Annotated in this window: 12 protein-coding genes; 9 read left to right on the top strand and 3 right to left on the bottom strand. The window is 66.7% G+C overall.

Features of this window, described 5'->3' with window-relative positions; all coding sequences use genetic code 11:
- The first annotated feature begins 270 nt into the window (after positions 1-270).
- Positions 271-1,302 (top strand): tyrosine-type recombinase/integrase, encoded by a 1,032-nt coding sequence (locus ACFOMP_RS11560; RefSeq protein ID WP_379030627.1) that lies wholly within the window; start codon positions 271-273, stop codon positions 1,300-1,302.
- A gap of 132 nt (positions 1,303-1,434) precedes the next feature.
- On the opposite strand, the gene ACFOMP_RS11555 is transcribed toward ACFOMP_RS11560, so the two are convergent.
- Positions 1,435-2,400: a ParB/RepB/Spo0J family partition protein gene (locus ACFOMP_RS11555; RefSeq protein WP_379030624.1), complete on the bottom strand. Its 966-nt coding sequence runs from the start codon at positions 2,398-2,400 to the stop codon at positions 1,435-1,437.
- Positions 2,397-3,596 carry an AAA family ATPase gene (locus ACFOMP_RS11550; RefSeq protein ID WP_379030621.1) on the bottom strand — a complete coding sequence of 400 codons (1,200 nt, stop codon included), beginning with the start codon at positions 3,594-3,596 and terminating at the stop codon, positions 2,397-2,399. The genes ACFOMP_RS11555 and ACFOMP_RS11550 overlap by 4 nt, the downstream gene beginning before the upstream one ends.
- Positions 3,597-4,214: 618 nt before the next feature.
- On the opposite strand from ACFOMP_RS11550, the gene ACFOMP_RS11545 reads away from it, so the two are divergent.
- Positions 4,215-5,237: a replication initiation protein gene (locus ACFOMP_RS11545; RefSeq protein WP_379030618.1), complete on the top strand. Its 1,023-nt coding sequence runs from the start codon at positions 4,215-4,217 to the stop codon at positions 5,235-5,237.
- Positions 5,238-5,375: 138 nt separating this feature from the next.
- On the opposite strand, the gene ACFOMP_RS11540 is transcribed toward ACFOMP_RS11545, so the two are convergent.
- Entirely contained in the window at positions 5,376-6,131 is a 756-nt protein-coding gene (locus ACFOMP_RS11540) for an IclR family transcriptional regulator (RefSeq protein ID WP_379030615.1), read from the bottom strand.
- 106 nt (positions 6,132-6,237) lie between these two features.
- Between ACFOMP_RS11540 and ACFOMP_RS11535 the strand changes: the two genes are divergently transcribed.
- From ACFOMP_RS11535 to ACFOMP_RS11505, 7 genes are read left to right on the top strand one after another with little or no spacing between them, the layout of a single operon-like run.
- Complete coding sequence (locus ACFOMP_RS11535; protein ID WP_379030612.1) at positions 6,238-7,230, top strand: TRAP transporter substrate-binding protein; 993 nt, start codon at positions 6,238-6,240, stop codon at positions 7,228-7,230.
- Positions 7,231-7,289: 59 nt separating this feature from the next.
- On the top strand, positions 7,290-7,796 hold the full coding sequence (locus ACFOMP_RS11530; protein WP_289896897.1) for a TRAP transporter small permease: 507 nt from the start codon (positions 7,290-7,292) through the stop codon (positions 7,794-7,796).
- Positions 7,793-9,076, top strand: coding sequence for a TRAP transporter large permease (locus tag ACFOMP_RS11525; RefSeq protein ID WP_379030609.1), 1,284 nt, complete (start codon positions 7,793-7,795; stop codon positions 9,074-9,076). Before ACFOMP_RS11530 ends, ACFOMP_RS11525 begins: the two co-directional genes overlap by 4 nt.
- Positions 9,073-10,152: a dihydroorotate dehydrogenase gene (locus ACFOMP_RS11520; RefSeq protein ID WP_379030606.1), complete on the top strand. Its 1,080-nt coding sequence runs from the start codon at positions 9,073-9,075 to the stop codon at positions 10,150-10,152. Before ACFOMP_RS11525 ends, ACFOMP_RS11520 begins: the two co-directional genes overlap by 4 nt.
- The gene (locus ACFOMP_RS11515) at positions 10,149-11,048 is read left to right on the top strand and encodes a DUF6282 family protein (RefSeq protein ID WP_289896900.1); all 900 of its coding nucleotides are present in this window, start codon (positions 10,149-10,151) and stop codon (positions 11,046-11,048) included. Before ACFOMP_RS11520 ends, ACFOMP_RS11515 begins: the two co-directional genes overlap by 4 nt.
- Complete coding sequence (locus ACFOMP_RS11510) at positions 11,045-11,794, top strand: HpcH/HpaI aldolase family protein (RefSeq protein ID WP_379030603.1); 750 nt, start codon at positions 11,045-11,047, stop codon at positions 11,792-11,794. Before ACFOMP_RS11515 ends, ACFOMP_RS11510 begins: the two co-directional genes overlap by 4 nt.
- Positions 11,795-11,822: 28 nt before the next feature.
- Positions 11,823-12,737, top strand: coding sequence for a hypothetical protein (locus ACFOMP_RS11505; RefSeq protein ID WP_379030600.1), 915 nt, complete (start codon positions 11,823-11,825; stop codon positions 12,735-12,737).
- Positions 12,738-12,835 lie beyond the last annotated feature (98 nt).

Genomic DNA, 12,835 nt, shown 5'->3' with positions numbered 1-12,835 from the left:
TCCGGGCACGACAACCGCCTGTCGCCCAGATCGGCGCGTTGCGGCACCAGACCAGACCGGGCCGGGCCGGGAAGCGCCGCCGGATGCATATGGCGGAAGGCGTTCCGCCGGGGATCTTGCCAGTGTTTTTCTGCCGTTAAAGCAAGCTATCGGCAAAATTCGTCCATGATGCGGATTACATGCGGTTCAAGGATCCTTGCCCATTACCCGCGATAAGGTCCGCTTATCGGGAGTCTTGACGATCCGGCCCGGCCGCCCCAGAATGCCGGCATGGATCTGCTGGCCCCCCCTGCCCTGCCGCCGGCCGAAGCCGAAGCGCTGAGCGATCTTTGGCGCCGCGGCACGCCGGAAAACACCCTGCGCGCCTGGGAACGTGACCTGGCCTATGTCGCCGCCTGGAAACAGGCCGCCTTCGGCCAGCCGCTGGAATGGCCCGAACGCCAGGACGTCGCTCTGCGGTTCCTGCTCGACCACGCCGCCGACCTGAGCGAGGCCCAGGGACCGGCCCGCGCCGCCGCCGAGGCGCTGATCGCCGCCGGGCTGCGCCGCAGCCTCGCCTGCCCTGCCCCGGCGACCCTGGACCGCCGCATCGCCTCGTGGCGGGCCTTCCACCGTATGCGCAACCTGGCCTCGCCCTTTGAAAGCCCGCTGATCGCTCAGGCGCGCGGCCGCGCCCGGCGGGCCGCCGCGCGGCCGCGGCATCGCAAGTCGGACAACCCGATCACCCGCGAGGTTCTGGAGGCGATGCTGGCCAGCTGCGACCATTCGCATCGCGGCATGCGCGACCGCGCCTGCCTGATGCTGGGCTGGGCCTCCGGCGGCCGCCGGCGCTCGGAAATCGTGGCGCTGAGCCACGACGATATCGACGCCCGGGAATTTGCCGAACAGGGGCTGATCCGCATCCGGCTGCTGGCGACCAAGACCACCGGCCAGGACCGGGCGCCGCGCCTGCCGCTGAAGGGCCGGGCCGCCCGCGCGGTGATGCGCTGGATCGCCGCCGCCCGGATCAGCGAAGGACCGCTGTTCCGCCCGGTCAGCCAGGCCGACCGGGTGCTGAAGCGGCGGCTGTCGGCGGACGGGCTGCGCGAGATCGTCCGGCACCGGCTGGTTCTGGCCGGCTACCCGCCGGATTTCGCCAGTCCGCACGGGTTGCGCGCCGGCTTCCTAACCCAGGCGGCGCTGGACGGCGCCCCGCTCGCCGCCGCCATGCAGCTGAGCCTGCATCGCTCGGTCCAGCAGGCGCAGCGCTATTACGCCGATGTCGAGATCGCCGAGAACCCCGCCGCCGATCTGCTGGGCTAGGCATCCGGCGCACCGATCATGCGCAGGTGGCCGGTCCGCCGGACCGGACCTCGCGCCCGCTGGCCGGGTCGTCAACGCCGCCCCGACCGGCACATCGCGTCACGCCCCGAAGAAAATTGCCAATTGGCAATTTCAGCCATGACGCCGCAGGTAATCCTCCAGGGCGGTGCGCAACTGGTCCTGGGGAATGTCCTGCCGGAACTCGATCCGGACCTTGCTGCCGCGCCGCGCGACGGTCACCCTGCCCTGGCGGCCGCCGGTCTCGATCACCTCGTCCTCGCGGGCCGGCTTCGGGCCATAGGCCACCGCCTTCAACCGGGCCAGCACCGCCGGAACGGCGATGAATGCGGCCTGACCGGCCCGCGCGGCGGCCTGCTGGTCGGCGATGGCGGCCGCCTCTGCCAGCAGCTTGTCCCCGGCATCCTGCAGCATCGGACGCAGGCTGCGGGCATGCAGCTCTTTAAGCTCGGTGATCTGCGGCCAGGCATCGACGATCTGCCGCGGCAGCCGCGCCAGGTAGAGATAGCGCGAGAGCCAGGCCTCGGAGACCTCGAGCCGCGTCGCCATCGCCTTCTGCTTGCCGCCGTAATAAAGCTCCAGGGCTTGCAGGTAGTCCCGCGCCCTTTCGTAATCGCTGAGATCGGCCCGGTCGCGATTCTCGATATCGGCCAGGCGGAAGGCCTCTTCGTCGGTCAGGTCACGGACCTCGATCAGATAGCGGAACTGCGGGTAGTTGTTGGCCCGCAGCCAGCTGACCGCGAAATGGCGGCGCGCGCCGCAGATCACCTCGTATTCGGACCCCTGCCCGGCCGGCAGCCGGCGCACGATGGCGGGAAACTCCTGCTGACCCTGCGCCCTCAGGCTGTCGATCAGGTCGCGGCAGTTCTCCTCGGACAGCAGGTCATAGGCGCGGTTATGGCGTTGCCACATCACGCAGCTGGCCGGATCGACCCAGCGCAGCACCTTTTCCTCGCGTTCGCCACTGTCGGTCAGCGCGTTCTGCCGCTTGAGAAACCGCGCGCCGCCCTTGTCCAGGGCCGCGGGTTCGGACAGATCCTTCAGCACGTCGTCGAAAATCGCATCATGGCGCTTGCTCACAGCAGGCCCTCCTTGCGCAGCTGGCGGTGATGGCTGGGCCAGGTCTTGCGGATCAGCAGTTCGACCTCGCGCCCGACCGCATCCAGATAGGCGCGGCAGCGCTTGTGGGTCTCGGTCCGGGTCGCCGGTCCGGTCAGCTCGTAGACGGTCATCAGATTGGCGGTGGCGTTGTCGATCTCGGCGGAATCCTTGAGCGAGGCGTTCAGCATGTCTTGCGGAAAAACCGCATCCATCATCCGCTTGATCGCCTGATGCGCCGATTTCTGATCGTTCATCTTGGAGGTCAGGATCTTGACGAAACTGTATTCGCGGGCGCCGCCATGCCGGGCCAGCTCGGCCAGGGTGGATTCCATCATCTTCAGGAAATGCGCCGTCGAGGCGAAGTCGATATTGTTCGGCGGCGCCGGGATCAGCAACGCATTGGCGGCGCGCAGCACCGACAGCGACAGCATGCCCAGGGCCGGCGGTGGATCCAGCAGGATGATGTCGAACTGATCCGCGATCGAGGCCACCCCGTCGCGCAGCCGGTCCAGGATGAAGGCCGGATCCCGGGCCATGCGGGCCGCGAACTCATATTCCGCGTCGTAAAGCCCCAGATTGGCGGGGATCAGCGCGATGCCGGGCCAATAGGTGGCGCGCAGGGCGTAATGCAGGGTCTTGGGCCCGCCATGCTGCAGGAAGGGATAGAGCGTATCCTCGTCCTCATCGACATCGACATCGGGATTCAGGCCGAAAACCGCCGTGGTCGAGGCTTGCGAGTCGCAGTCGATAACGCAGACCCGGTAGCCCTTCAGCGCGAAATATTGCGCCAGATGCACCACCAGGGTGGATTTCCCGACGCCGCCCTTGAAGTTCTGCACCGCCATGACCAGCGGCGGATCCTCGGGCGCACGATGCGGGCTGGTGCCGAACACCTCGCGCATCCGGTTCACCTCGGCCAGGGTATAGCCGTTGCGGCGGTTGGTGGCGGCATCCTTGGTCGGCTCGGGCAGCCTGCCATCGGCCTCGGCATCCCTGATCGCCTTTTCCGAGCGGCCGACCATTTCCGCCGCGGAACGGACATTGAACAGCACCTCCAGCTTTTTCTGGGTGCCGGGGGCAAAGACCCGCTCGCGCAGGCGCTCGATGACCGTCGAGGCACGGCGGCTGAGCACCGAAAGCTCCTCGAGGGTGACGGGGGGAACGACGGGGTTCATGGGATATCTTCTCTGCTCGTTTGCGGTACTATGCCGAGAGCGGCGCATTTCGTAAAGTTCGGATTTTGAGCGCCGATTCCACAAAAACCGGAAGTTCGCCGTGATCTGTCACCGGACGGCAAACCCGGGCCGGCTGCGTCGCAGGAAGGAAGCCAGACCCTAAGAATCATCCCAATCTGTAAGGTTAACGACCGACCGGGACGTGGGTTTTCCCGGAATCCTGTGGATAAACCACCCACCGGAATTTTCTGATTCATGGATTCAGGGTTCGTCTGCAGCAAGCCATTGCTTGAAAAGCCGAAATCGCCCGCATACTTACATTTGGGGACGATTCGCGCTACGTCCCGGGATGGTTGGCCTTACGGATCGGGCGGGGTGGCCTTACGTCCCGGGTGCGGTCGAAACCTTACGCATCGGGTGCGGGTTGCAGAAGCGCCGCGGTGCATGGAAATTTCCAACGAAAGCAACAGGCTGCGAATCACCTTGGGCAAGGCGCGCGCGGCGTTGCTTACATTTTGGGTGCAACGCCCGCAGCCCTTGCCGGATCGCTTGAGAACTTACGTCGTTTCCGATACAAAAGTAAGGAAAACGGGGTAGGGGAACATGGCCGAGTCGGCGATGAAAACAGTGGAAGCGCGGCCGAATGCCGACAGCCTGATCAAGCCGGGCGAGCTCGTCGATCTGATCGAGGTGACGCCGCTGACCCTGAACGACCGCCGGATCTATAACCAGCTGCTGGAAAATGCCTGGGATGCCATCGACAAGCCGGTCACCCATGTCATCGCGAAATCGGCGCTGCGGGGCAGCCACAATTCCAACGACCGGGTGGGCGAAAGCCTGGAACGGCTGATGTCGGCCATCGTCAAGGTGGCGGTGATCTGGGACGGCGAGCCGGCCATCGAGCGGGTGCAACTGCTGGGCGGCAACCTGGAAAGCGGCCGGGCCGACGGGCTGCTGGAATACGAGATCCCGTCCCGGCTGCGCAAGATCATCCGCAATAGCCAGGTCTTTGCCCGCCTGCAGCGCGAGGTGATGTTCGCGTTGTCCTCGAAATACGCGCTGACGCTTTACGAGATGGTGCAGAAGCGCGGAAACCTGCGCTGGAAGGCGTCCGAGCGCTTCACGCTCGAGGCGCTGCGCGGCATCATGGGCGTCCCGAAAGGTAAGCTGTCGTCCTGGTCGAATCTCAAGCTGCGGGCGATCGATCCCGCCGTGGCCGAGGTGAACGCGCTTTCCGACTACATGGTCGAGATCGCGCCGATCAAGACCGGCCGTGCCGTCACCCATGCCGAGATGCGCTGGTGGCGCAAGGACGGCGATGCCAGCGGCGCCGCCGACCGGGCGCTGCAATTCTCCAAGGTCGGTCGGCGCGTCAAGGCCGAGGGCCGCACCGAGCAGGTTTCGGCGGGGCAGATTTCGGCGGGGCAGGGCGCCCGGCCGCGGCCGGCATGGCTGGATGCCCGCGGCCCCGCCCTGCAAAGCTCGACATACGAGACCGCGCGCCTGCGCCATCCGGGCTATGACATCTATTTCGTCGAGGGCGAATGGCGGAGTTGGAGCGCCGGCAAGGATCCCGCCAAAGACCCGGACCGGGCCTTTCTGGCCTTCTTCCGCAGCTATGCCGAGAAGAACCCGCTGTGAAAAATTGCCAATTGGCAATTTCCGGAAATGCGGGCGGGCCATGGCGTTCCGGCCGGGGTCGGCGGCAGGTGCCGGGCCTTGCCGCATCGGGTGGGCTGTCCGGATTGCCCGCCGCGGTTCCCGATATCGGCGAAGCCGCTATCGGCTGGCCAGCAGCCCGATCTCGCGGGTCAGCGCGAACAGGGCCTTGAGCTGCGGCGGGGTCGGGGCCGCCCCCAGGTGCTGGATCGACGCGATCAACCCGATGCTGCCGAGAAGCTGGTTCTGCGGACTCAGGATCGGCGCGGCGATGGCGTTGATGCCCAGCAGCGATTCCTCGGGCGCGGTCGCGTAGCCGGCGGCGCGGATGCCGTCGAGCTGCGCCGCCAGCGCCGCTTTCGAGATGAGGCTTTTCGGGGTCACCTGCGGCAAGGTCTCAGGCAGGGTGTCCAGCAGTTCGGGGGAACCGAAGGCCAGGAAAACCTTGCCCTGGGCCGAGGAATGCAGGCTCAGTTCGCTGCCGGGACGCACCCCGATCTCGATGGGTTGGTTGCTGCTGACCGTCGCCAGGATGAAGGCCGAGCGGGGGGCGGGAATGCTCAGCACCACGGCCATGCCCAATTCGTCGCGGGTGGCGCGCATCAGGGGCAGGGCCAGTTCGGCCAGGCTTGCGCCGGCCGGCGCCTGCTGCGCCATCAGCCACAGCTTCGGCCCCAGCGCGTAATGCGAGGTGACCGGATCCTGAACGACCATGCCGTGTTCGATCAGCGTGCGCAAATGCTTGAATGCGGCCCCCTTGGCGATGCCGACATCAGCGGAAATCTGGGTCACGCCCACGGGCGAATCGGCGAACGCGATACGTTCGAGAATGCGCAGGCAGGTGTCGGCGGCCCGGACGGTCTCGACCTTTTCCAATGTGTTTCCCCAAGAATTTGCTCCTCCTCTCTGTGTTGACGCCTTTGCTTTGTCGTGTCAATATGAGAACAGCGTTCCCTGACAGGGAACATAGGAGGAGAGAAACATGATGAAATCCGCCGCCCTGATCCTGATGGGAAGCCTGCTTTCGACAGCGGCCTGGGCCGATCCCGTCACGCTGCGGCTGGGCCATGCCGTATTCGAGCAGCATCCGATCCACGATACCGCCGTGCGCTTCAAGGAGGCGGTCGAGCGGCTGTCGGATGGCGACATCAAGATCGAGATCTTTCCCTCGCGCCAGCTTGGCGACGTGAAGGAGCTGATGGAGGGCGTGCAGTTCGGCACCGTCGACATGACGGTGAACTCGACCTCGGCCTATTCGACGCTGGAACCGTCGATCGACGCCTTTCAGCTGCCGGGGCTGATCCCCGATTACGAAGGCTTCGCCGCCATGGCGAAAACCCCCGAGGCGCGGGCGATCATGGATCGGCTGGAAAACCACATGATGGTCGCCCTGGGGGTCTATGACGGCGGGCAGCGCCATTTCCTGACCGTCGGTGCGCCGGTCGAAAGCCTGGCCGACATGCATCACAAGAAGACCCGCGTCGCCCCCAACCGGATGTTTCTGGATGCCTGGCAGGCCGTGGACGTGAACCCGACGCCGATGGCCTATGGCGAGGTCTATTCGGCGCTGGAAACCGGCACGCTGGACGCGGTCGAGATCAACCTGACCTCGATCGAGAGCGAGAAATACTATGAAATCGCCAAGGGCGTGACGCTGACCGGCCATTACTTCTGGCCGAGTTTCCTGCTGGTCAACCAGATGAAGTTCAATTCGCTGACGCCCGAACAGCAGCAGATCATGCGCCAGGCCGCCGACGAGATCGTCGAGCCGCAGGTGATGGCGGTCAAGGCGTTGGACGAGCAGATCAAGGCGCATCTGGCCGAGCTGGATATCCCGGTCGTGACCCCGTCGGATGCGTTCAGGGCCGAGCTGCAGGCCGCCTTCGCCCCGGTGGTCCAGAAATACGAGGCCGCCGATCCGCTGATCGCCGATTTCGCGGCGGCGGCGGAAAAGCTGGCCCCGGCCGCACAATAGCGCCGGCGCGCGCGGGCTGGTCCCGCGCGCTTCCATCCGCGCTCTCAACGGAGAAACCCATGTCCAAGCTCTGGCGCGCCTATGTCGCGGCCGTGGAAGCATTCTGTTTCGCCGGGATCGCCGCGATCCTGGTGATCGGCAGCATGCAGGTCGTCTGGCGCTATGTCTTCAACAGCTCGCTGTTCTGGTCGGAAGAGGCGATGCGCTATCTGATGATCTGGATCGTGATGATCGGCGCCGGCCTCAGCTATTCCCGCGGCCAGTTCCTGGGCATGCGGCTGGCGGTGGACCGTCTGCCGGCGGGCCTGCGGCGGGCCGCGGATCTGCTCTCGGGTCTGCTCATGCTGGTCTTTCTGGCGGCGATCCTGTGGTTCGGCACCAAATTCGCCTGGATGACGCGGTTGCAGACCGCGACCGCGCTCGGGTTCTCGATGTTCTGGGTCCATGTCGCGATCACCGTGGGCGCGCTGCTTCTGGCGCTGCATGTCGCGCTGAACGAATTTTTCGGCATCGCGCGGCAGGAGAAATCCGAAGAGCATCCGATGGGCGCGGAGGAAGCGTTGTGATCTGGCTCGGCTCGATTTTCTTTCTGACGCTGGCCATCGGCATGCCGATCGCCTTCGTGCTTGGCATCAGCGCGCTGGGATATTTCTACTTCACCGGCCAAACGCAATTCCTGATCGTGCTGCCGCAGCGGATGCTGGCGGGGATGGACATGTTCGTGCTGCTGGCGATCCCGCTTTTCGTGCTGGCGGGCGCGATCATGGACGTGGGCGGGCTGACGCGCCGCCTGATCGGCTTCGCGAACTCGATCGTCGGCCGGTTCCGGGGCGGCTTGTCGCTGACGGCGGTCTGGGGCTGCTTCCTGTTCGGCGGCGTCAGCGGCTCGGCAGCGGCCGACGCGGCGGCCATCGGCACGGTGATGGTGCCGGACATGAAGCGGCAGGGCTATGACGTGGACTATTCGGCGGCGCTGATCGCGGTCTCGTCGCTGATGGCGCCGCTGGTGCCGCCCTCGATCGCCATGATCATCTATGGCGCGCTGTCGGGCACCTCGATCTCGCAGCTGCTGGTTGCCGGGCTGGCGCCGGGCTTCATGCTGGCGGTGTTCCTGTCGGCCTATGCGGTCTGGATCGCGCATCGCCGCGGCTATCCCAAGGCGGCGAAGCAATCGCTGGCCGCGATCCTTCGGGGCAGCTGGCAGTCGATTCCGGTGCTGCTGCTGCCGGTCATCATCGTGGTCGGCATCCGGGGCGGCATCTTCACCGCGACCGAGGCGGCGGCGGTGGCTGCCATCTATGCGCTGGTCATCGCCACCGTCGTCTATCGCGCGATGAGCTGGAAGTTCCTCAAGGAGGCCTTCGTCGCCACGGCGATCATCAGCTCGGCGATCTATTTCCTGGTCGCGGTCGCCAATGTCGCCGGCTTCATCTTCGCCATCGAGCAACTGCCGCAAAAGACCGTGGCGCTGCTGACCGGGGTCTCGGACAACAGATACGTGATCCTGCTGATGGTGAACGTGATCCTGCTGTTTCTGGGCATGTTCCTCGACACCATCGGGGTGCTGATCCTGACGGTGCCGGCGCTGATGGCCATCGGCAATCTTCTGGGGCTGGAGCCGGTGCATCTGGGGGTCATGGTGGTCTTCAACGTGCTGGTCGGTTTCGTCACCCCGCCGGTCGGGCTGTGCCTGTTCGTCATCGCCGGCGTGACCGGCCGCCCGATGGAGCGGATCGCCTACAGCGCCCTGCCGATGATCGGGATCGCGCTGTTCGTTCTGGCGCTGATCACCGTCTTCCCCGAAATCTCGTTGTTCCTGCCGCGCGTGCTGGGGGTGGCGGGATGACCGATCTTTCGGTGCAGATCGGCCGGACCCGGCTGAAGAACCCGGTCATCGCCGCATCGGGCGAACATCTGATCGACGATGCCGGGATCCTGTCGGCCATCGCCGCCGGGGCAGGGGCGGTGGTGATGAAGTCCGGCAACGATTCGGCCGCGGCGCAGCGACAGCTTTTGCAGGCCGAATATGTCGCGCTGGATGCGCATTGGAACCGGCTGGACTGGGGCGCCGGGGCGCCGCGCGCCGCGACGCTGCTGACGCGCTCGGGCCTGACCCCGCTGTCGCTCGGGGAATGGCTGGATCAGGCGCGGCGGATGGATGCGGCGGCCCGTCAGGCGGATTGCGTGCTGGTCGCCTCGGTGGTGATGGCGGGGATCGAGGATGCCGTCCGCCGCGCCCGCGCCGTCGAGGATGCCGGCCTGCGGGTCTTCGAGTTCAACATCGGCACGCCCTATGCCAGCCAGTCCGCCAAGGGGGCGGTCAGCACCGAGCTTTCGCCGGCTCGCGTGGCAGAGCTGGTCGGGACGGTGACGTCGGCGGTGTCGATTCCGGTCTGGGTCAAGCTGTCGGGCCAGAGCGAGCGGGTTCCCGACCTTGTCGCCGCCGCCCTCGGCGCCGGGGCGGACAGCGCGGTGATCGCCGGGCGGGCGCTGGGGCTGGTCCCCGATCTTGAGACCATGCAGCCGATGCTGGGCACCAGCTGCGGCATCGGCGGCTACTGGAACCTGCCGCTGACCTGCCACTGGCTGGCGATGAGCCGGGCGACGCTGGGCCCGGACCGGGCGCTGATCGGCATCAACGGCGCCTGTTCGGGCCATGACGTGGCGCGGATGATGCTGGCGGGCGCCTCGGCGGTGGGGCTGTCCTCGGCCGTGATGCTGCGCGGCTGGGACGTCATCCGCGATGCCGTCGCCGATCTGGAAGCCTATTGCGCCGGCAAGGGCGCAAGCGCCCGCGATCTGATCGGGCGTGCGGCCGATGCCCGCCGCAGCTTTGCCGAGATGCCGGTCCTCGATCAGGTCTGGCGCAACCACATTCCCGCGCCGCTGGCGCCGGGCGAAACAGTCAGGAGAAACAGATGACTGCCGAACAAAGCCGCATTGACGACCTGATGAAGGGCGCGGTCGATCTGCACGTCCATTCCGGCCCCTCGCTGCATCCGCGCAAGCTGGATCATATCGCCGCCCTGCGCGAGGCGGATCAGGCCGGCATGGCCGCCGTGCTGCTCAAGGATCACTACTATCCGACCATGCCGCTGGCGACGCTGATCAATCAGAACATGGGTTTGCGGACCCGGGCCATCGGCTCGATCGTGCTGAACAATCCGCTGGGCGGGCTGAACCCCTCGGCGGTGGATTATGCGCTGAAGCAGGGTGCCCGCGTGGTCTGGATGGCGACCGCCCATGCCCGGAACCACATGGAGCACGAGGCCCAGAAGCCCGGTTTCAAGTTCCCGCAGAACAGCAAGAAGACGGTCGCCCCCGTCCCGCTGACCCTGACCGACGAAAAGGGCGCGGTGCGCGACGAGGTCAAGCATATCCTCGACCTGATCGCCGAGGCCGATGCCGTGGTCTCGGGCGGCCACCATCACGCCCGCGAACTGCTGCCGTTCTATGAGGAGGCGAAGGCGCGCGGGGTGAAGCGGCTGTTCCTGAACCATCCGACCTATGTGAACGATTGCAGCCTTCAGGATGTCGCGCATCTGGTCGGCATGGGGGTCAGGATGGAGCATTCGGTCTGCATGTTCATCCCCTCGACCTTCCAGCTGTTCGACCAGGATCACCTGCGCGCGGTGATCGAGGCGGCGGGGGTCGACAACACCTTCTTCGGCACCGATCTGGGCCAGACCGGCAATCCGAACCCGGTCGAGGGCATGCGGCAGATGATCGCCATGCTGATCGGGCTGGGCTATGGCGATGCCGACATCCGCAAGATGACCACGACCGTCGGGGCCGAGCTGGTCGGGCTGGAAGCATGAGCGGGCTGAAGGCACGGATCAACGCCGGCGAGACCGTCATCGGCAGCTTCGTCAAGACGCCCTCGCCGCATGTGGTCGAGATCCTGGGTCTTGCCGGGCTGGATTTCGCGGTGCCGGATCAGGAACATGCGCCGCTGGACCTGGGGGTGATGGACCAGCTTGCGCTGGCCTCGCGCGCGGTCGGGCTGCCCCTGGTCGCGCGCTGCTGGGGCCAGTCGCCGGCGCGGATCTCGCCGCTGCTGGACCTGGGCTGCGCGGGGGTGATGGTGCCCCATGTCGCGGATCGCGACACGGCAGAGGCCGTCATGGCCGCGGTCAAGTTCGGGCGGGGGTCGCGTGGCCTGTCGTCTTCGCCGCGCGCGGGGCATTACGGCACCCTTGCCGTCCCGGCCTATACCGCGCAAAGCGACGCCGAAACCGTGGTGATGCTGCAGATCGAGGACAAGGCGGCGCTGGACCGGCTGGACGACATCGCCGGCGTGCCGGATGCCGATGTGCTGTTCGTCGGTCCCGCCGATCTGTCGCAATCGCTGGGCTGCGGCTTCCCCTCGGCCGAGCTTGACGCGGCGATCATCCGGGTGATCGCCGCCGCCCGGCGGGCCGGCGTCGCCGCGGGCCTGTTCGTCGGCGACGAAAGCCAGATCGCCCCCTGGCGCGACCGCGGCGTCAGCGTCTTCGTCTGCGGCTCGGACCAGGCGCTGCTGATGAAGGGCGCGCGCCGGATCATCGCGGCGGGCCGCGCCTGAGCCCGCGCTGACAGGAAAGGATTTCCCCATGTACAAGGACAAGGATCCCCGCGCGGCCCTGTTCGCCGCCGCCTCGGCCCCGGCCCGCACCGGCCTGATCGCCAAGGAGCAGCTGGCCGAGTTCGACAAGACCCCGCCGCAGGAAGACGCCCATGGCCGCAAGGTCTGGTATCAGCGCGGCTGCAATTTCGTGCTGGCCTATGCCGAGGCGCAGCCGGGCGCCGGCTTCGCCCGCGCCGGCCAGCCGGACGAATATGTCGTGCTGCTGCCCGACCAGCCGGCGCTGATCGAGGCAAATGGCGACAGCCGCGAGGTCGCCGGCAATTCCATCGCCTTCGTGCCGCCGGGCGACAGCCGGGTGACGCTGCCGGAAGGGGGCAGGGTGGTCCGGCTGTTCACCGCCGCCGCCGCGGATCTGGTCGCCCTGTGTCCCAATGCCGATGCCTATGCGGCCGGGCGCAGCCATATCCCGCCCTTCGAGCCCTGGCCCGAGCCGGCCGGCGGGCTCAGGATCCGCGCCTATGATCTGGACGTGCCGCCGCAGGAGGGGCGGTTCGGCCGCATCTTCCGCTGCACCACCTTCATGGTGAATTTCCTCGACCTGCAGCAAGGCCCGCGCGACCCCGGGAAGCTGTCGCCCCATCACCATGACGATTTCGAGCAATGTTCGCTGGCGCTGGCCGGCAGCTTCACCCACCACTTGCGCTGGCCCTGGACCGTCGACCGCAGCGACTGGCGCGAGGATCGCCACATCGCCGTCGGCGCGCCTTCGTCGCTGGTGATCCCGCCGCCGGTCATCCACACCACCGAAGCCAGCGGCGCGGGCGGCAATGCGTTGGTGGACATCTTCTGCCCGCCGCGGCTGGACTTTTCGATGCAGCCGGGCTGGGTGCTGAACGATGCCGATTATCCGGAGATCCCGCAGCAGATCCCGCAGCGCTGAACAGGCGGAAGCGACCGGCCGATGCCCGAACAGCGGGCTGGTCGCCGTCCTGCGCGTTCCATGTCCTTTGCCATGTTCTGCCTCGGCTCTTGTGCGTG

It is taken from the genome of Paracoccus simplex (genome assembly GCF_042648325.1).
Lineage (GTDB): Bacteria > Pseudomonadota > Alphaproteobacteria > Rhodobacterales > Rhodobacteraceae > Paracoccus > Paracoccus simplex.
This window is presented reverse-complemented; position numbering and strand designations above follow the sequence as displayed.